Raw genomic sequence first — 18364 nt, 5'->3', positions numbered from 1 at the left:
CCGCCACGCCAGGCAGGATAGTCCATGCTCGAACTCCTGGTCCTCCTCCCCTTCCTCGGCGCCTTCGTTGCCGGCTGCATGCCGGACGGATCGCGCAACCGGCCCTTCGGCGCCGCCGCCCTGGCGACAGGCCTGGCCCTGGCGCTGGCCATCTCCCGCTTCGACGACGTCGCCGCCCACGACACCCTGAAGGCCCACTACGAATGGCTACCCGCCTTCGGCCTCGACCTGGTGTTGCGCATGGACGGCCTGGCCTGGGTGTTCACGGTCATGGTGCTCGGCATCGGCCTGCTGGTGCTGCTCTACGCGCGCTACTACATGTCGCCGCGCGACCCGGTGGCGCGCTTCTTCGCCTACATGATGGCCTTCATGGGCGCGATGCTGGGGGTGGTCCTGTCGGGCAACCTGATCCAGCTGGTGGTGTTCTGGGAACTCACCAGCCTAACCTCCTTCCTGCTGATCGGCTACTGGCAAAGCCGCAACGACGCCCGCCGCGGCGCGCGCATGGCGTTTACGGTCACCACGGTCGGCGGCCTGTGCCTGCTGGCGGGCGTGCTGATCCTCGGCCACATCGTCGGCAGCTACGACCTCGACCTGGTGCTGGCCGCCGGCGACCGCATCCGCGCCCACGACCTGTACCTGCCGGCGCTGGTACTCGTTGTCCTCGGGGCGCTGACCAAGAGCGCGCAGTTCCCCTTCCACTTCTGGCTGCCCCACGCGATGGCCGCGCCCACGCCGGTGTCGAGCTACCTGCACTCGGCCACCATGGTCAAGGCCGGGGTCTTCCTGCTGATCCGCCTCTGGCCGGCCTTGTCCGGCACCGAAGCCTGGACCTGGATCCTCGGCACGGCCGGCGTCTGCACCCTGCTGATCGGTTCCTTCTTCGCCATCTACCAGAACGACATGAAGGGCTTGTTGGCCTATTCCACCATCAGCCACCTGGGCCTGATCGTCGTGCTGCTCAGCATAGGCACGCCCCTGTCGGTGGTGGCGGCCGTGTTCCACGTGATGAACCACGCCGTGTTCAAGGCCTCGCTGTTCATGGCGGTCGGCATCGTCGACCATGAAACAGGCACGCGCGACATGCGTGTGCTGCGCGGCTTGCGGCAAGCCATGCCCTACACGGCGGCCCTGGCCATCGTCGCCAGCGCGGCCATGGCCGGCGTGCCGCTGCTGAATGGCTTCCTGTCGAAGGAGATGTTCTTTGCCGAGACCATGATCGTCGGCGGCACCGAGGACTGGTCGATGTCGGTGGCGGCCGTGCTGATGGGCGTGTTCAGCGTGGCCTATTCGCTGCGCTTCATCAGCGTCTTCTTCGGGCCGCTGGCCCAGGACCTGCCGCACAGCAGCCCGCACGAGCCGCCGCGCTGGATGCGCTTCCCGGTCGAATGCCTGGTGTTGCTGTGCATCGCCGTCGGCGTGATGCCCGAGCGCGTGGTGGGCGATGTGCTGGCGGTGGCCACGCATTCCGTCGTCGGCCCGGACATGCCCGAGTACGACCTCGGCATCTGGCACGGCTTCAATTTGCCGCTGGTGATGAGCATCATCGCCCTGCTCGGCGGCCTGGCCTTCTATGTCGTGCTGCGGCGCCGCTTCAACCTGGCCGAACGCGACCGGGTGCCGGTGCTGCACCGCGTAAAAGGCGCGCAAGCCTACGAGAACGCCCTGCTCGGCCTGTACGCCGCCGCGGCCTGGCTGCTGCGCCGCGCCGGCACGCTGCGCCTGCAGCCGCAGCTGCTGGTGCTGATGCTGGCGATGGTGGCGGTGCCGCTGCTGCTGGTGCGCCCGCTCCCCAGCCTCGCCATGCCCGGCCTGGCCGACGTCGACATCCTGTTCGCCCTGCTGTGGCTGATCGGCGCGGCCTGCGCGCTGGGCGCCGCCTGGCAAGCGAAATACCACCGGCTGGTGGCGCTGATCCTGGCGGGCGGCGTCGGCATCGTGGTCAGTCTCACCTTCCTGTGGCTGTCGGCGCCCGACCTCGCGCTCACCCAGCTGATGGTGGAAACCGTGACCACGGTGCTGATCCTGCTCGGCCTGCGCTGGCTGCCGCCGCGCCTGCCGCCGCCCGGCCTGGCCCCGCGCGTGCCGCGCAGTACCTGGCTGCGCCGCGCGCGCGACGGCTCGATTGCCGCGGCCGGCGGCCTGGGCCTGGCGGCCGCTACCTGGGCCCTGCTGACCAGCGAGCCAACCAAGACCATCAGCGACTTCTACCTGCTGCGCGCCTTGAACGAAGGCGGCGGCGCCAACGTGGTCAACGTGCTGCTGGTCGACTTCCGCGGCTTCGACACCATGGGCGAGATCACCGTCCTGTCGGCGGTGGCGCTCACCGTGTACGCCCTGCTGCGCCGCTTCCGCCCGGCGCCGGAAAGCGTGGCGATTCCCGTGCAGCAGGCGTCCGACGTCGATCCGGCTGTTGCCCAGGTGCCGGCGGTGCAGGCGCGCAGCGGCTACCTGGCCGTGCCGGCGGTCTATCTGCGCTTCCTGCTGCCCTTCATGGGCATGATCGCGGTCTACTTCTTCATGCGCGGGCATAACCTGCCCGGCGGCGGTTTCGTGGCCGGCCTGATCTTCGCCACCGCCCTCATCGTGCAGTACATGGTAGCCGGCACCGACTGGGTCGAATCCCACCTGCGCCTGCGCCCGCACCGCTGGATCGGCTTTGGCCTGCTCACCGCCTGCCTCACCGGCATCGGCGCCTGGTTCTTCGGCTACCCCTTCCTCACCAGCCACACCGCGCACGTGACACTGCCGCTGCTGGGAGAAATCCACATCCCGAGCGCGTTCGTGTTCGACCTGGGCGTGTTCCTGGTGGTGGTCGGCACCACCATGCTGATCCTGGTCGCGCTGGCGCACCAGTCGCTGCGCAGCCACCGCATGCCGCCCGGCGCCAACCGCCACGCCATGCCGCCCACCAAGGAGATCGCCTGATGGAACTCGTCATCGCCCTGGCCATCGGCATCGTCTTCGGCTCCGGCATCTGGCTGCTGCTGCGTCCGCGCAGCTTCCAGGTACTCACCGGCCTGATGCTGATGTCCTACGCCGTCAACCTCTTCATCTTCATCATGGGCCGGGTCTGGCTGGATAAAGCCCCGTTCACCCCGGCCGGCACAGCCGTCGACCCCAGCCAGCTGGCCGACCCGCTGCCGCAGGCGCTGGTACTGACCGCGATCGTGATCGGCTTCGCCACCACGGCCCTGTACCTGGTGGTGATGATCGGCGCGCGCGGCCTCACCGGCACCGACCACGTGGACGGGGAGGAACCGGAGGTATGAGCTTCAGCTTCTCCCAGCACCTGGTGATCCTGCCGATCCTGCTGCCGCTGATCTGCGCCGCCCTGCTGGCGCCGTTCACGCAAGGCAGGCACCGTTTGAAGTTCGGCCTGGCCTATGCCTCGGTGCTCGGCCAGCTGGCGATTGCCGTGATGCTGATGCTACAGACCGACCGCGAAGTCTGGCAGGGCGGCATCGGCGTCTACCTGGCCGCCAACTGGTCGGCGCCCTTCGGCATCGCCCTGATGGCCGACCGTTTATCTGCGCTGATGCTGCTGCTCACCAGCGTGCTGGCCCTGGCCGCCCTGCACTACGCCATGCAGCGCTGGAGCCGCATCGGCGTGCACTTCCACCCGCTGTTCCAGATCCTGCTGATGGGGATTAACGGCGCCTTCCTGACGCACGATCTGTTCAACCTGTTCGTGTTCTTCGAGGTGATGCTGGCCGCCTCGTACGGCCTGGTCCTGCACGGCTACAACGCCGAGCGCCTGCGCGCCAGCATGCAGTACATCGCCGTCAACCTGGCCGCCGCCCTGCTGTTCCTGCTCGGGACCTCGCTGATCTACGCCACCACCGGCACCCTGAACATGGCCGACCTGGCCGCGCGCATCGCCGCCATGCCGGCCGAGAGCAGTGGTCTCCTGAAACTCGGCGTGACGGTACTGGTGCTGGCCTTCCTGGTAAAAGGCGCGATGTGGCCGCTGGGCTTCTGGCTGCCCACCACCTATGCCGCCGCATCGCCTCCCGTCGCCGCCATGCTGGTGCTGATGACCAAGGTCGGCGCCTACGTGATCCTGCGCCTGTGGCTGCTGCTGTTCTCGGAAGGCTCCAGCGCCGGCTTCGGCTTCGACGCCCTGCTCTGGGGCGGCATGGCCACCATCGTGTTCGGCGCGGCCGGCATGCTCTCCACCGACACGGCCGGGCGCATGGCCGGCTACAGCGCCGTGATTTCGTCCGGCACCCTGCTGGCGGTGATCGGCTATGGCCAGCCCTCGCTGGTGACGGCCGGCCTGTACTACCTGATCGGCTCGACACTGGCGGTGGCCGCCTTCCTGCTGCTGATCGAACTGATCGACCGCATCCGCACCCCGAGCGCGGCCATGCTGGCCCTGACCATGGAAGCCTGGGCCGTCGACGACGAGGAAGCCGACGACAGCCCGAACGAACCGCGCGGCAAGGGCGTGCCGGCGGCAATGGCCTTCCTGTCGGTGAGCTTTGCCGCCTGCGCCCTGATGATCGCCGGCCTGCCGCCCTTGTCCGGTTTCGTCGCCAAGTTCGGCATGTTCCACGCGCTGCTCAATCCCGAGGGCGAGGCCGTGCGCAATGCCGGCTGGGTCCTGATGGCGCTGATCTTCGTTTCGGGCCTGATCGCCATCATCTCGATGCTGCGCTTCGGCGTGCGCACCTTCTGGGCCACGCCCGTGGTCACGCCGCCGCGCCTGCATTTGTCGGAAGTGGCGCCGATCACGGCCCTGCTGCTGCTGTCGGTGGCGATGACGGTGCAGGCACGGCCCCTGTTCGATTACCTGGGGCGCGCCAGCGCCGACATCCACCGCCCCGCCAACTACATCGAGCGGGTATTGCAGGAGCCGGCCGTTCCCGGCCCGGCCGCCAGGGGAGACGCGCCATGACACGCTGGCTTCCTTACCCGCTGGTGTCGCTGGCCCTGTGCATCCTGTGGCTGCTGCTGAACCAGGCCTTCGACCCTGCCAGCATCCTGCTTGGCGCCTTGCTGGGCATCGTCGTGCCGCTACTGGTGCGCAACCTGCAGCCACTCGGCTACCCGCGCCTGCGCGCGCCGCTCACTTTCATTCGCCTGATCGGCATGGCCGGCGTCGAGATCGTGCGTTCCTGCTTCAACGTCAGCCGCATCATCCTGTTCGCCGACTACAACCAGGTGAATTCGCAGTTCATCCGCATTCCGCTGACGATGACCGACCCCTACGGCCTGGCCATGCTGTCCTGCCTGATCAACATGACACCGGGGACGGTCTGGGTCGAGATCCTGGAAGACGGCTACCAGCTTTCGCTGCATGTGTTCGATCTGCACGACGAGCAGTGGTGGATCGACACCATCAAGACCCGCTATGAACAACCCTTGATCGAGATTTTTGAAACGGAGGCAGCCCGTGGCGACCCTGCTTGAGTTATCCGTCGGCTACGCCCTGGTGTGCGTGCTGGTGGCGATGGTGTTCTGCGCCGTGCGCCTGCTGCGCGGCCCCTCGGCCCACGACCGCGTGCTGGCGCTCGACACGCTGTGGATGACCGGCATGCTGTTTGCGCTGGTGCTGGGCATCCGCTTCGGCACGCAAGTGTATTTCGAGGTGGCGGTCTTGATTGCGCTGATCGGCTTCGTGTCGACCATCGCCATGGCCAAGTTCCTGATGCGCGGGGAGATCATCGAATGAGCGGCGTCGAGGATTTGCCGGGTTGGGCGGCGGCGATCGTGTCGCTGCTGTTGATCCTGGGCGCCAGCATCGTGCTGATCGGCGCCCTCGGGCTGCTGCGCCTGCGCACCTTCTACCAGCGCATGCACGGGCCGGCGATCACGATCACGCTGGGGGCGGGCTGTTTGCTGATTGCGTCGATGATGTTCTTCACCGTGGGGCAGTCGCGCCTGGTGGTGCACGAGGTGATCATTTCCGCCTTCCTCCTGATGACGGCGCCGGTGGTGTCGATGATGATCATCCGCGCGGCCGTGTACCGCGATTTGCGGGCGCGGAAGGGCGAAAGCGGAGCGACGGCGGGCGGGGTCTACACCATCGTCGAGAACGAGGTGCCGAGCAGCCCGGCGCCGGGGGAACGCTGAGCCCGGACGGCGTTCACTGCACCGCCGCCAGCGCATCCGCGGCGCCGGTGCGGCCGGTCTTGCGGTAGAGCGTGGCGAGCCGTTCGCGCGCCTGGTGCAGTTGCGGATGGGTCGGCAGCATCAGCCTGGTCCGGACTGCCAGCGCGCGCTGCAGCAGCGGTTCCGCCGCCCGGTAATCCGACTGCGCCAGGTACAGGCTGCCGAGCTCGAAGGCGCTGATCGCCGTTTCCGAGTTGTCGGGCCCCAGGTGACGTTCGCGCAGCGCCAGCGCCCGTTCGAGATAGGGCCGGGCTTTCGCGGGTTTTCCCTGGTGGGCGAGGATGCTGCCCAGCTCGTGCACGCTGTAGGCAACGTCGATGTGGTCCGGTCCCAGCCGCGCCTCGCGCAGCTTGAGTGCGCGCGCACACAGCGCTTGCGCCTCCTGGTAGCGGCCCATCTCGTTATACAAGGCCCCAAGGTTGTTCAGGAAAGGCGCAAGATGGATGCTGTCCTTGCCGTCGGCCACGGTGCGGATCGCGATTGCGCGCTTGAACAAGGTTTCGGCTTCGCCGAAGCGTCCTTGCAGCTGGTACACCGAGGCCAGGCTGTTGAGCCGGCTGGCGACGGCATTGCTGTCCGGCCCCTGGCGCAGTTCGTCGATGGCCAGCGCGCGCCGATGAAAGGCCTCGGCCTGGCCGAAGTCGCCACGCAGGGCATCGACATAAGCAAGCTTGGTCAGCGGGCCGACCAGGCTCCGGTCGTTTTCGCTTGCCGTCTTCTCGACCAGGGCCAGGTAGCGCTGCAGCACCGGCTCCGCCTGCGCCAGCTGTTCGCTTTGCATGTACAGGAAACCCAGCTCATCGAGCACGTCGGCCAGCGCGGCATGGCTGTCGCCGGGCAGACTCTCGGCCAGGCACAGCGCACGCCGGTACAGCGGCTCGGCGTGCGCATAGCGCGACCGGTTCAGGTCATTGCGCGCCACATTCTGCAGGCGCCGCAGCAAGTGCGCCGGGCTGGCGGCCGGGTCCTGCTCGGCCAGCGCCAATGCCCGTTCAAGGTAGGGATGGGCTGCATCGAAACGCTGCTGCCCCACCAGGCTGTCGGCCAGCAAGGCCAGCAGCGCCTGTTCCGCCTGCGGATCGGCGCCGGGCTTGCGCTGGGCCAGCGCCATCATGCGCTGCACGAGCGCCTCGGCCTGGGCCGGCTTGTCCAGGTGCAGGTACAGTCTTCCCAGGCGGCCGAGGAAGTCGGCGTCGCCTTCTTTCTCCGCCTGTGCCAGACGCCGGCGTGCATGCGTTTTCCTGGCCTCGCCCGCCAGCCCGTCGAGCTCGAGCCTGAGCAGGTGCAGCGAGGCCTTTTCCATTCCGCCCTCCACTGCCTGTTCGAACAGCTGCAAGGCTGCCCGCTCGTCCTTTGCCAGGCCACGGCCGCTCTCGTGGCACATGGCCAGCAGGTAGCGGGCGCGTGCATGGCCGCGCTTTGCTGCGTCCTGCAGCAAGGCCACGGCCTGGACCGGATCGTAGGGCAGGTCATCGCCGTCAAGATACATCGCAGCCAGGTTGGTGCTGGCATACAGGTCGCCCTGGGCGGCGGCAAGACGGTACCATGTCACGGCTTCGGCGGCATCGGAGGCCACGCCATCACCGTGGAAGAGCGCATTGCCGACCTTGTTCTGCGCATCCGGATCGCCTTGTTCGGCCGATTTCCTGAACCAGGCGTAGGCTTGCGCCGGGTCTTCGTCCACGCCCCTGCCGGACGCATACATCAGGCCCAGGTTGAACTGGGCAAAGGCATGGCCCTGCTCTGCCGCCTGGCGGTACCAATATGCAGCTTCCTTCAGGTCTTCCAGCACGCCCTTGCCATCCTGGTACAGCAGGCCGAGACTGTTCTGGGCATCGGCATGCCCGTGTTCCGCCGCCGCCCGGAACAAACGCGCCGACTGCGAAAAATCCTGCGCCACGCCGTTCCCGGTTTCGTAGGCGCGGCCGCGCTCGTACAGGTCCTGATAGGGGAGCGCCGCTGTCTTCGCCCCGATTGCCTGGCGCAGGGACGGCGTATCCGCAATGGCCGTGCTGCTCAACAGTACGGGAAGCAGCATCAACAGAATGGTCTTGTAGCGCATGGCAGGGAGTCGAAGTCGTCTGGGAACCTGAAGCCATTATTAGATAGGCAACATATTATTAGACTACAACAATGCGCGAAAGAAAGAAACTATCGGTAAGGAGCGTGGCGTGGGAAAGGCGCTTCGCTGGTTGGCGGCAGTGGGCGGCAAGCGTGATGGCGAAAGAAAAGCAGGATGATGCTGGAGCCCGGCAGCGCGGCCGGCGCTGCGCAGGCCGTCTTGCCGCTCAGATGTCGGTGTTGCAGTGGACTTCCCACCACTGGCAGGCGATGTCGATGCCCAGTGCGCACTTGCGTGCATAGGTGTCGCACAGGGTGCTGTTTGCCGCTGCGCTGACGGACATGGAAACACCGAGTCCGAGGCCCAGGCTTAATACGAATGCCATTTTCTTGAGTGTCAGTTTCATCGTTCTTCTTTCATCGTTGTTGTCGTTGAAAAGAAATCACACCTGCGGGTGCTGAACGATCTTAGCAGCCGAAAATTGCTCAGGTACTAGTAGGATGGATAGTCCTGTACGTTTGACAAACTGCATATGAACGAGAGTTCACAATCGAGGCTGTTCAATTTTTCCTATTGTTCACGTTACGTGAACATCGAATTTTATTGAACAACGCGATGAATTCGTTCATAATTTTTAGATGTTCACGTTACGTTAAAAACGAAAAATCATGAACAATCTCGCTTCGATCTCGCCTGCGCTCATGGAACGCGATCTCATCGACCGTGCCTTGTCCGAACTTGGCCAGTCACTCAATGTGCATGGAAAAGTTCTAGCGACAAAAAATCCAGGATGGGATGCGGCTATTCTCCTGAATATTGGCGGACAGAAGCTGAAGTACGAATGCGAAGTGAAGCGGCGCATCGATCGGCGTTCGGTCCTGCTCGATCTGAAGGCAAGGGGCCTGTCTGCTCCGGGCGGCCTTCTCGTCACTTCGCTGCTGAGCCAGGAGCTGTCGGCAAGCTGTCGCGAACTTGGATTGCAATTCATCGATACTGCCGGCAATGCCTACCTCAACAATGGGGCCGGCGTGTATGTCTACATCAGCGGACGCCGCACCCGCGAACCGCACCTGAACAGCATGGAAGGCGCAAGCATCACACCCGCTGCCTTGCGGGTCATGTTCGCATTCCTGGCCGCTCCGTCCATGCTGAATGCACCCTACCGCGACATTGCGCCTGCCGTCCGCGTTTCCACCGGAGCAATCGGCAAAGTGTTCGACACCTTGCAGGCACGCGGGTTCATCGCCACTGCCCCCAACGGCGACCGGGTCATCACGGCGCCCGATTTGCTGTTGGGCGAATGGGCCACAGGCTACCTGAGCCGTCTGAAACCCAAGCTCAAGACTTACCGGTTCAGCGGCCCGAGCGTGCAGGAATTCAGCGAGCGATGGACACCTGAATTTCGTGAGTCGGCCTGGGGTGGTGAAACGGGCGCCGCAATCCACACCAGGCATCTGAAACCTGGAACATGCACCGTCTATATCGATATGGATGAGCCGGATACCTTGCGTGCCATGGTCAGGGATTTCAGGCTGAAAGCCGACCCAACAGGGCCTATCGAAGTCATGGAGGCATTCTGGAACATGGACTGCTTCACGAACGCGTTTCCGACCGTGCCGCTGCCTTTGATTTATGCCGACCTGCTTGGCACGCACAATTCGAGGAATCTCACCGTGGCAAAGCAGATTGCGTCGGAGGTGATCGAGTATGTACGCCATTAGAGCGGATCGTCCGCTCAATCCGGACATCCTGGCGATCCTCGCCGCTTTGCATGCTATCGCAGCAAAGCTCGGGTTCAGCTATTTCCTGGTGGGGGCCATGGCCCGGGACGTCCTGATGACCCATGTATTCGGGCTCGAGGTACAACGTGCAACCCATGACGTCGACTTCGCAATCGCACTGGAAGACTGGCCTTCGTTCGACACACTGAAGAGCGAGCTTCTTGCTACCGGCGATTTCGCACCTGCCAATGGGCGCCAGCATCTGCTGTATTACAAACCCCAGGAATTCGGAAAAGCCTATCCGCTCGACCTGATTCCATTCGGCGGCGTCGAACATGGATCCCATGAGATTGCCTGGCCACCCGACATGGACGTTGTCTTGAACGTGACCGGCTACGGGGAGGCCCTGCGTTCCGCCCTACAGGTCAATGTCGGCAATGGGCTGGTCGTACCGGTGATTTCCATACCGGCGCTGGCAGCGCTCAAACTGCTTGCCTGGAATGAACGGGGCCTATCCGATAACAAGGATGCTGAGGACTTATTTTTCCTGTTAAGCCGCTACGCAGATGCGGGAAACCACGACCGCCTGTATGACGAAGCATTTGCCATGCTTGAAGCTTGCGGATTCGATACAGGCTTGGCCGGAGCCAGGCTGCTCGGACACGATTCCCGGCAGATTCTCAACGAGCATTCACGCCAAGCCATCATCGACGTCCTGAACGACACCACCAAACGCGACCGGTTGATCATCCATATGCTTCCAAATCGCTTGGGAAGCACTGCCGCTGCAGCGCTATTACTCGAACAATTCGACTACGGAATCAATTCACCGTCTTCGTAGATTACAAAAAATGCCTCGCAAGCGCTGCTTGCAAGGCTCTCTTGCGACGAGAAGGCCTCAATCGGCCTGCACCTCTCCCGCTTGATGAAACACCAGTTCCTCTACCTTGCGCCCATTGCACAGGTGCTCGTCGATGATGCGGTCCATGTTCTCGGGCGTGACGTTGTAATACCAGGTGCCGTCCGGCTGCACGGCGACGATCGGCCCGCCCTTGCAGGCGGCGAAGCAGCTGACGCGGCTGCGTTTTACACGCAATGGCCCGTTGTTCAGGCCACTGGCCTTGAACTTGTCGCCCAGGCTGTCGAACAGCGCCTGCGAGGCACCGTCCTCGCTGCAGCGCGGGCCGGTGCAGACCAGCAGGTGGCGGTGGTAGCTGCCGATCTTCGGCTTCACGGGCTGCGGTGTGTCATTGGTATCAGTGGTGCTCATGCTTCGGTTTCCTCGGTAGGGGCAGCGGCGGCGGCTTCCCAGGGTTCGTCCAGGGTGGCCTGGATGTAGTCGGCCGGCAGGCGGTAGCGCGCGGCCAGGGTGGCGATGCTGTCGCCGGCGGCGTGTTCGGCGGCCAGGGTCTCGAGCCAGCCGAGCAGGCCGGTCGACAGCGAGCGGCCCGCGCGTTCGCCTTCGCGGGTGGCGCCGCCGTCCATGTCGTACTTGTTGGCGTAACCGCGCGGCGTGACCATCAGGCCGTTGCGCACGAAGGTATTGCTGTTGCCGATCAGGACAGTGCTGAGCATGCCGATGTCGGCATCGCTCATGCTGTCGAGCGTGGTGAAGACGATGTTCTCGCGGCGGCGGTAGGCGCTCTTCACAATGGCGACCGGGGTATCCGGGCGGCGGTGGCGCAGGAACAGGCGCTGGGCCTCGACGATCTGGCGCGTGCGGCGACCGCTCTTCGGGTTGTACAGGGCGACCACGAAGTCGGCCATCGCCACCGCATCCAGGCGGCGCGCGATGGTCGGCCAGGGCGTGAGCAGGTCCGACAGCGAGATCGCGCAGAAGTCGTGGGTCAGCGGCGCGCCGACCAGGGCGGCGCAGCTGTTCAGGGCCGAGGCGCCGGGGATGATCTCCACCTGCACCGCATCGTCCGGCGTCCAGCCCGACTGGAACAGCACCTCGTAGGTCGGGCCGGCCATGCCGTACACGCCGGCGTCGCCCGACGAGATCAAGGCCACCTTCTTGCCGGCGCGCGCCGCCTCCAGGGCGCTGACGGCGCGGTCGAGTTCCTCGGTCATCGACTTGCGGATGATCTCCTTGCCTTCGATGAGGTCGGCCACCAGCTTGATGTAGGTGACGTAGCCGATCACGACGTCGGCTTCGGCGATGGCGGCGCGTGCACGCGCGGTCATGTGGTCCACGCTGCCGGGGCCGATCCCCACCAGCATGATCTTGCCGGCGGTCTGCGCCACGGGTGCTTCGGTTTCAGTGCTCATGCTTCTTTCCTTGCGATCGAGACGGTGGCGTTGCGGCCATCCGCGCCCCGGTGTTTGTGTTTTTCGACGACCAGCGCGGTCATCGGCGTGTGTGGTCCGGCGGCGAGCAGCGCGGCGGCCTCGCTGACCGAGGGCGTGCCGGTGTACTTGCGCACGGTCTCGGAGGGGTTCGGTACTTCAACCTGCGCCAGCTGCTCGGGCGGGTAAAAGGCCAGCGGCCAGCCGTGTTCCTGCGCCAGCGCCAGCAGCGCGGCTTCGTCCTGCTTGATCGTGATCGAGGCCGCCGCCACGACCTGGCCGGTACAGGCGCCGGCCTGTTCCAGCGCGGCGCGCACCGCTTCGCGCACGGTGTCGAGCGCCACGCCGCGGTCGCAGCCCAGGCCGACGGTGTAGGCCGTCATGCGGCGTCCTGCGGCGGGCGGTAGACCACCAGGCGTTCGTGCAGCGCGTCCCAGCGTTCGGCCGGGATGTCCGCGTGCGTCACCCACAGCACGGCGGCGTAGCGCGCCAGGTCCACGTCGTCGAAGCTTGCGAAACGATGGATGGTGTCGGGCAGCGGCGTCGGACGCGTCCACCAGTCGGTGCTGCCGGCCTCCTGCACAAAGGCAATCGGTTCGCCATTCACCACGTGCGCCGAGACGCGCGTGATGTTGATCTTCGGCGCTTCCACGCGCCAGCCCAGGTGGCGGCCAAGGATGTCGACCGGGATGGTGCGGCCGACGTCCGACGCCGTGGTCAGCACCGGCGCCGCGCCGATCAGGTCGGCGATGCGCTCGCTCCATTCGTTGGCGCCGCCCACGTGGCCAGACAGCACGGGAATTACGTACTGGCCGGCGTCGTCGACCACGATCACGCCCGGGTCTTCGTCCTTGCTGCGCATGTGCGGCGCGATCAGGCGCACCACGGCGCCGAGGGAAACGAAGAACACGATCTGGTCGTAGCCTTCGAACAGTGGGCCGATTTCGTCGCGCAGGGCGCCGTCGTAGGCGCGCACCGGGTTGCCCACCCCGGCGAAAGCGGACGCGAACTTGCTTGAAGTGCAGATGGCGGCGTCGGGCAGGTCGGCGGCCAGGCGCGCGGCCTGGGCGGCGCCGTGTTTGGTGATGGCGACCAGGCAAACGCGTGGCGTGGCGATGGAAGGATTGCTCATGCAGTCTCCGTAAGGATGGGTGATGGGCCGCTCTTCTTCAGGCAGCCCTTGATGCGTTCGCCGCGGATGCGGTGGTTGTGCTTGACGATCAGCAGCGACAAATAGCTGACCTTGGTGCCGCGCAGCGCCAGGATGTCGGTACCGCTGTAGCGCCGCTCGTCGGGCGCGCCGACGCGTTCGATGAAGTGGGAACCGTCCAGCAGGCCGCGCCGTTCCAGCCAGTCGATCAGTTCGTCGAGGATGGGCTTTACCTTCATCAGCACCAGGGTGTCGAAGTCGGGCAGCAGGCGGTCGACCGCACTCACGCCATACGCGGCCGGCACGATGGCGACCGTGTCGTCCTGCTCGGCGAAGGGCACGTCGGCCATGGCGCAGGCGGCGGTAAAGGCATTCACGCCGGCGACGATGCGGGTGGGGATGGTGTCGTCGAGTGCGCGTACGGTGCGCGCGAGGTGGCCGAAGGTGGCGTAGGTGCTGGCGTCGCCCTCGACCAGGAACAGCACGTCGCGGCCGGCGCGCAGCCAGGGCAGCACGGTGTCGGCGGCGCGCAGCCAGGCCCGCGCCAGCTTTTCGCCGTCGTGGGTCATGGGGAACAGCAGCTGGGTGTGCTCGGCGGGCGGCTGCAGGCCGGCACGTACCACGATGTCGAAGGCATAGCTCGGCGTCTTGCCGCTGCGCGCCGGATAGACCCAGACGGTGTCGCGGCGCTGCAGGGCGTCCCAGGCGGCGCGCGTGATCAGGCCGGGGTCGCCGGGGCCGAGCGAAATGCCCCACAGGGTACCCATCATTGTTCGCCTCCGCTCTTGCGCGCGCAGACGATCCACACCGGGTTCTCGGCCGCCATGCGGTGCATGTGCAGGATCGGCTTGCTGCGTGCAGCCTGCAGCTGCAGCACGTCCCAGCTTGCACCCTCGATGGCCTGCAGGGTCGCAGTGGCGGTGGCCAGGTTTTCCAGCGTGACGAAGTTCATCACCAGCGATCCGTTCGGGCGCAGGCGCTCCAGGATGGTGGCGATCAGGCCGGCCAGCTCGCCGCCCGAGCCGCCGATGAAGACGGCGTCCGGGTCGGGCCAGGCGTCCAAGCCTTCCGGCGCCTTGCCGTGATGAAGACTGTAGTTGCTGACGCCGAAGGCCGCGTGGTTCTGGCCGGCGATGGCGAAGTCGAGATCGTTTTTTTCGATGGCCCACACGTGTCCGTCCGGGCACAGGCGCGCCGCTTCCAGGCCCACCGAGCCGGAACCGGCGCCGATGTCCCATACCAGGCTGTCCTGGCGCAGCTGCAGGCGCGCCAGGCTGACAGCCCGCACTTCCTGCTTGGTGATCAAGCCCTTCTCGGGCTGTCGCTGGGCAAAGGCGCTGTCCATCAGGCCGAAGCGCACCGGCTGCGCGCTTGCCGTCACGCGCCACAGCAGCACCACGTTCAGGTCGGCGAAACGCATCTGCGCCGCCTCGGCAGGACTCAGGTCGGCCAGCACCCGCTCTTCCGGCTGCAGCAGGTTTTCCGCCACCGCCATGTGGAAGTCGTCACCCAGCCCTTCGGCCAGCAGCAGGCGCGCGATGCGGTCGGGAGAATTGTCGGGACTGGTCAGCACCAGCAGGCGCGACTCGCGGCGCAGCGCTTGCGCCAGCGCGTACAGGCCGTGGCCGGGTACGCTTCCGCGTGTCCATTCGCCGGCATCGCGCGCATGCACCGAGACGATGCGCGCATCCTGCCAGGCCAGGCCGACGCGCGCGCAGGCCAGCTGCAGCGTCGACAGGTTCGGCAGGATGTCGAGCGCCTGCACGCACAAGTGCTGGGCGAGATAGGGCGCGATGCCGTGGCAGAGCGGGTCGCCGGTGGCCAGCACGACGCAGGCAAGATGGTCGTTGCGCGCGGCGCGCACCCACTCCGGCACCTCCTTCAGGCGCTTGGTGAGGTCGTGGCGCACGGCGCCCGGCTTGCACTCGCGCTTGAACAGCGCCAGCGTGCGCGCGCCGCCGATCACGACATCGGCGTTGCGGATATAGGCCAGCGCGGTCGGGCTCAGGCTGGCGGCGCCGTCATCTAACACGCCGATCACGCGGCAGGGATTGGGATCTTTCAGCATGGTGTCCATGGGCTTATTGGTGGAATGTGTCGGCCTCGGGCAGGTGGTCGATGCCGATGCGGCCCGCGCTAGGCGGCGGTGCCTGCACCAGTGCAGGCACCGACCACACGTCGGCCACCTGCACGCCGCTGAAGTCGCACACCAGCACGCGCAGCTGGAAAGCGTGGCCGTAGCGGTCGGGCGCGGTGAGGGTGTCGATGGCGGCCTGGGCCAGCGCATGGTGGAAGGCGTCGCCCAGCCCGCGTTCGACCATCAGTTCGGCGCCGAAGCGCGCGGTCTCGGCGGCGGCCATCGCCTCGCAGTCCTCGGGCGCGGCGCCGATCTGGCGCGCGATCGCCGCCACCAGGTCGGTATCGACTTCGCTGCGGTTGGCGTGGGTGATGGTTTCGCCCTGGGCGATCTTGGTCAGCTTGCCGACCATGACGGCGAGGACCACCAGCTTGATGCCTTGTGCCACCGCTTCGTCCAGCGCATAACGCAGGAAGTCGCCCATCTGCACGAAGCAGGCCGAGGGCAGTTCCGGGCGTTCGGCGCGCAGGGCGGCAATGGCAAACGATTCGGTGCGCCCGCCCGTAGTCAGCGCCACTACATCGTGGCCGGTGGTCGCCGCCACCTGCACGCCCTGCACCACGCTGGCGCGCCAGGCCGCCGTCGAGTAGGGCTTGACGATGCCGGTGGTGCCCAGGATGCTGATGCCGCCCAGGATGCCCAGGCGCGCGTTGGTGGTCTTCTTCGCCATGACCTGGCCGTCAGGCACGCTGATGGTGACCTCGATGCCGTGTTCCTGCAGCAGCGTGGGCGCCGCTTCGCGCAGGTTGTCGGCGATGTTCCGGCGCGGGACCGGGTTGATCGCCGGGCCGCCCACTTCCAGACCCAGGCCGCGCATGGTCACGGTGCCGACGCCGTCGCCCGCCACATAGGTAACCTCGCCGGCCTGGCCCGGCAGCAGGCGCAAATCGACCGTGATGTGGGCGCCGTCGGTGCAGTCCGGGTCGTCGCCGGCAAACTTGATCACCATGGCGTGGGCAGACTGCAGGTCCGCGCGTCCGTCCTGCACGGCAAAGCGCACCCGGCTGCCGTTGGGCAGCAGGCTTTCGATCTCGTCCGGCACCGCGCGCCCGGTCATGCCCAGCACCGCCGCGCGCGCAGCCGCAGCGGCGCAGGCGCCGGTGGTGAAGCCGGTGCGGGTGCCGCGTTCGGCCGCCTTGTCCTTCATGCCCATGTCGGTCAGGCGGCCTTCTGGCGCGCCTCGGCCAGCGCCAGCAGCGCATGCAGCGCCGCCACCACCAGCGTCGAACCGCCCTTGCGGCCACGGATCACGATCCAGGGCACTTCAATCAGCTCGGCCATCAGCTCCTTTGACTCGGCCGCCGACACGAAGCCGACCGGCATGCCGACCACCAGCGCCGGCCGCACGCCCTCCTCGCGGATCAGGCGCACCAGCTCGATCAGCGCGGTCGGCGCATTGCCGATGCCGACGATGGCGCCGTCCAGCAGCCCCTTTCTGTGCGCCTTGCGCATGGCCTGCACGGCGCGCGTGGTGTCTTCCAGCCTGGCGGTTTCGATCACGTCGGCATCGCTGATGAACTGGTGGGTATGCATGCCGAAGTGCGCCAGGCGCGGCTTCGACAGGCCCGAGCAGATCATCTCGACGTCGGCCACCACCGGCGCGCCGCCGGCCAGCATGGCGCGCACGCCCGCTTCCACCGCATCGGGATGGAAGGCGGTGAGGCCGTTGAAATCGAAGTCGGCGTTCGCGTGGATCATGCGGCGCACGATCGGCCACTGGCCTTCGGTGTAGTCGTGCATGCCGGTTTCGGCGTCGATGATGGCAAAGCTGTCGTGCTCGATGGCCTGGCCGGCACGGGTCAGCTGTTCGGTGACGGTGTTAATCGTGCTCATGCCGGCTGCTCCGTGGCGGGATGGTCATGGTGATCGTGGCCGTGGTGATGTTCGTGGCCGTGGTGATGTTCGTGATCGTGGCCGTGCGCATGGGCGTGATCGTGGCCATGCTCATGTGCGTGCTCATGCGGGTGTGGATGCTCGTGCCCATGTTCGTGCCCATGCGCCGGAGCGTGGTCGTGCGTATGCGCATGCGAGTGCCCATGCCCCATCTCGTGCGCGAGCTCGCGGTAGCTGCAGCCGTCGCAAGGCAGGCGGCTGTCGGCCACGCCGGCGCGCAGGTTCTCCACGCGATCGTCCATCAGCGCAAAGACTTCCTTCTCGAAGCCGAAGTGCGTGCCGCAGAAGAAGCGCACCTGCGGATACTGGCTGCGCAGGTGTTCCACCTGGCGGTGAATGCGCTGCATCAGCGTGCCTGTGTACAGGTAGTAGGGCAGCACCACGACCTGGCGCATGCCGAGCAATACCTGACGCTGCACCACCTTTTCCAGGCGCGGCCAGGTGATGCCGGTGAACGCGAGATCAACCAGCTCGTGGTCGCCCTCCTCCTGCAGCCAGCGCGTCATCTTTGCCATCTCGCCGTTGGCGCCGCGGTCCGAGGAGCCGCGGCCCAGCACGACGACGCCGGTGGTGGTCGGATCGGGCATGTCGAGCGCATTCATCGCCTTGCGCAGGCGGCGCTTCAAGATCGCCAGGATAGGATCGCAGGCGGTCAGGTGCGGCGCCAGCAAAATCTCGGTCTGCGGGCAGGCGGCGCGCGCGCCTTCCACCGCTTCCGGAATCTCCATTTTGACGTGGCCGGCCGCGTTCAGGATCAGCGGCACCACCAGCACGCGGCGCGACGTGCGCGCGGCATTCAGCAAGGCGGCGTTCATTTCGGGCGGCGCGAACTCGATGAAGCACAGCTCGATACGCCAGTCCGGGCGCTGGGCGCGCCACTGCTCGGTGAAGTCGCGGATTTCCTGGTTGCCGGAGTCCTCGCGCGAACCGTGGCCGACGATGAGGATGGTGTCGCCGATGGCAGGCATCGGAGTCAGGGAAGAATGCATCATGGT

Annotated in this window: 19 protein-coding genes; 8 read left to right on the top strand and 11 right to left on the bottom strand. The window is 66.3% G+C overall.

What is annotated here, in order from left to right; all coding sequences use genetic code 11:
• Positions 1–24: 24 nt before the first annotated feature.
• From LK540_RS07590 to mnhG, 6 genes are read left to right on the top strand one after another with little or no spacing between them, the layout of a single operon-like run.
• Positions 25–2928, top strand: coding sequence for a monovalent cation/H+ antiporter subunit A (locus tag LK540_RS07590; protein WP_229436531.1), 2904 nt, complete (start codon positions 25–27; stop codon positions 2926–2928).
• The gene (locus LK540_RS07585) at positions 2928–3272 is read left to right on the top strand and encodes a Na+/H+ antiporter subunit C (protein WP_229436529.1); all 345 of its coding nucleotides are present in this window, start codon (positions 2928–2930) and stop codon (positions 3270–3272) included. The genes LK540_RS07590 and LK540_RS07585 overlap by 1 nt, the downstream gene beginning before the upstream one ends.
• The gene (locus LK540_RS07580) at positions 3269–4900 is read left to right on the top strand and encodes a monovalent cation/H+ antiporter subunit D (protein ID WP_229436528.1); all 1632 of its coding nucleotides are present in this window, start codon (positions 3269–3271) and stop codon (positions 4898–4900) included. The genes LK540_RS07585 and LK540_RS07580 overlap by 4 nt, the downstream gene beginning before the upstream one ends.
• A complete protein-coding gene (locus tag LK540_RS07575; protein WP_229436527.1) occupies positions 4897–5415 on the top strand; it encodes a Na+/H+ antiporter subunit E in 519 nt (172 codons plus the stop codon). The genes LK540_RS07580 and LK540_RS07575 overlap by 4 nt, the downstream gene beginning before the upstream one ends.
• 40 nt (positions 5416–5455) lie before the next feature.
• Entirely contained in the window at positions 5456–5677 is a 222-nt protein-coding gene (locus LK540_RS07570) for a K+/H+ antiporter subunit F (protein ID WP_229436587.1), read from the top strand.
• Positions 5674–6078: a monovalent cation/H(+) antiporter subunit G gene (gene mnhG, locus LK540_RS07565; RefSeq protein WP_229436526.1), complete on the top strand. Its 405-nt coding sequence runs from the start codon at positions 5674–5676 to the stop codon at positions 6076–6078. Before LK540_RS07570 ends, mnhG begins: the two co-directional genes overlap by 4 nt.
• 13 nt (positions 6079–6091) lie before the next feature.
• Here mnhG and LK540_RS07560 read toward each other — a convergent pair whose 3' ends face one another.
• Together LK540_RS07560 and LK540_RS07555 are read right to left on the bottom strand one after the other, a co-directional pair.
• A complete protein-coding gene (locus LK540_RS07560; RefSeq protein ID WP_229436525.1) occupies positions 6092–8179 on the bottom strand; it encodes a tetratricopeptide repeat protein in 2088 nt (695 codons plus the stop codon).
• A 226-nt stretch (positions 8180–8405) separates the two neighbouring features.
• Positions 8406–8585, bottom strand: a complete 180-nt coding sequence (locus tag LK540_RS07555; protein WP_229436524.1) for a hypothetical protein — start codon at positions 8583–8585, stop codon at positions 8406–8408.
• A gap of 262 nt (positions 8586–8847) precedes the next feature.
• On the opposite strand from LK540_RS07555, the gene LK540_RS07550 reads away from it, so the two are divergent.
• Both LK540_RS07550 and LK540_RS07545 read left to right on the top strand, forming a co-directional pair.
• The gene (locus LK540_RS07550; RefSeq protein WP_229436523.1) at positions 8848–9900 is read left to right on the top strand and encodes a type IV toxin-antitoxin system AbiEi family antitoxin; all 1053 of its coding nucleotides are present in this window, start codon (positions 8848–8850) and stop codon (positions 9898–9900) included.
• Positions 9887–10741: a nucleotidyl transferase AbiEii/AbiGii toxin family protein gene (locus tag LK540_RS07545; protein WP_229436522.1), complete on the top strand. Its 855-nt coding sequence runs from the start codon at positions 9887–9889 to the stop codon at positions 10739–10741. The genes LK540_RS07550 and LK540_RS07545 overlap by 14 nt, the downstream gene beginning before the upstream one ends.
• A 57-nt stretch (positions 10742–10798) precedes the next feature.
• On the opposite strand, the gene LK540_RS07540 is transcribed toward LK540_RS07545, so the two are convergent.
• The 9 genes from LK540_RS07540 to LK540_RS07500 are packed head-to-tail and all read right to left on the bottom strand — an operon-like array spanning position 10799 to position 18361.
• Positions 10799–11170, bottom strand: coding sequence for a ferredoxin (locus tag LK540_RS07540; protein ID WP_229436521.1), 372 nt, complete (start codon positions 11168–11170; stop codon positions 10799–10801).
• Positions 11167–12171 (bottom strand): precorrin-3B C(17)-methyltransferase, encoded by a 1005-nt coding sequence (gene cobJ / locus LK540_RS07535; protein ID WP_229436520.1) that lies wholly within the window; start codon positions 12169–12171, stop codon positions 11167–11169. Before cobJ ends, LK540_RS07540 begins: the two co-directional genes overlap by 4 nt.
• Positions 12168–12572, bottom strand: coding sequence for a cobalamin biosynthesis protein (locus LK540_RS07530; protein ID WP_229436519.1), 405 nt, complete (start codon positions 12570–12572; stop codon positions 12168–12170). Before LK540_RS07530 ends, cobJ begins: the two co-directional genes overlap by 4 nt.
• A complete protein-coding gene (locus tag LK540_RS07525; RefSeq protein WP_229436518.1) occupies positions 12569–13321 on the bottom strand; it encodes a cobalamin biosynthesis central domain-containing protein in 753 nt (250 codons plus the stop codon). Before LK540_RS07525 ends, LK540_RS07530 begins: the two co-directional genes overlap by 4 nt.
• Positions 13318–14109: a precorrin-2 C(20)-methyltransferase gene (gene cobI, locus LK540_RS07520; protein ID WP_229436517.1), complete on the bottom strand. Its 792-nt coding sequence runs from the start codon at positions 14107–14109 to the stop codon at positions 13318–13320. The genes LK540_RS07525 and cobI overlap by 4 nt, the downstream gene beginning before the upstream one ends.
• Positions 14106–15407, bottom strand: coding sequence for a precorrin-6y C5,15-methyltransferase (decarboxylating) subunit CbiE (cbiE, locus tag LK540_RS07515; protein WP_374041334.1), 1302 nt, complete (start codon positions 15405–15407; stop codon positions 14106–14108). The genes cobI and cbiE overlap by 4 nt, the downstream gene beginning before the upstream one ends.
• Before the next feature lie 13 nt (positions 15408–15420).
• Positions 15421–16623, bottom strand: a complete 1203-nt coding sequence (locus LK540_RS07510; RefSeq protein WP_229436515.1) for a cobalt-precorrin-5B (C(1))-methyltransferase — start codon at positions 16621–16623, stop codon at positions 15421–15423.
• A gap of 11 nt (positions 16624–16634) precedes the next feature.
• Positions 16635–17309, bottom strand: a complete 675-nt coding sequence (locus tag LK540_RS07505) for a precorrin-8X methylmutase (protein WP_229436514.1) — start codon at positions 17307–17309, stop codon at positions 16635–16637.
• Positions 17306–18361, bottom strand: coding sequence for a sirohydrochlorin chelatase (locus LK540_RS07500; protein WP_229436513.1), 1056 nt, complete (start codon positions 18359–18361; stop codon positions 17306–17308). Before LK540_RS07500 ends, LK540_RS07505 begins: the two co-directional genes overlap by 4 nt.
• Positions 18362–18364 lie beyond the last annotated feature (3 nt).

It is taken from the genome of Massilia sp. IC2-278, assembly GCF_020708045.1.
Taxonomy (GTDB): domain Bacteria; phylum Pseudomonadota; class Gammaproteobacteria; order Burkholderiales; family Burkholderiaceae_D; genus Telluria.
Note: the sequence above shows the minus strand (reverse complement) of the source record. Positions and strands in the feature narration are given on the sequence as shown.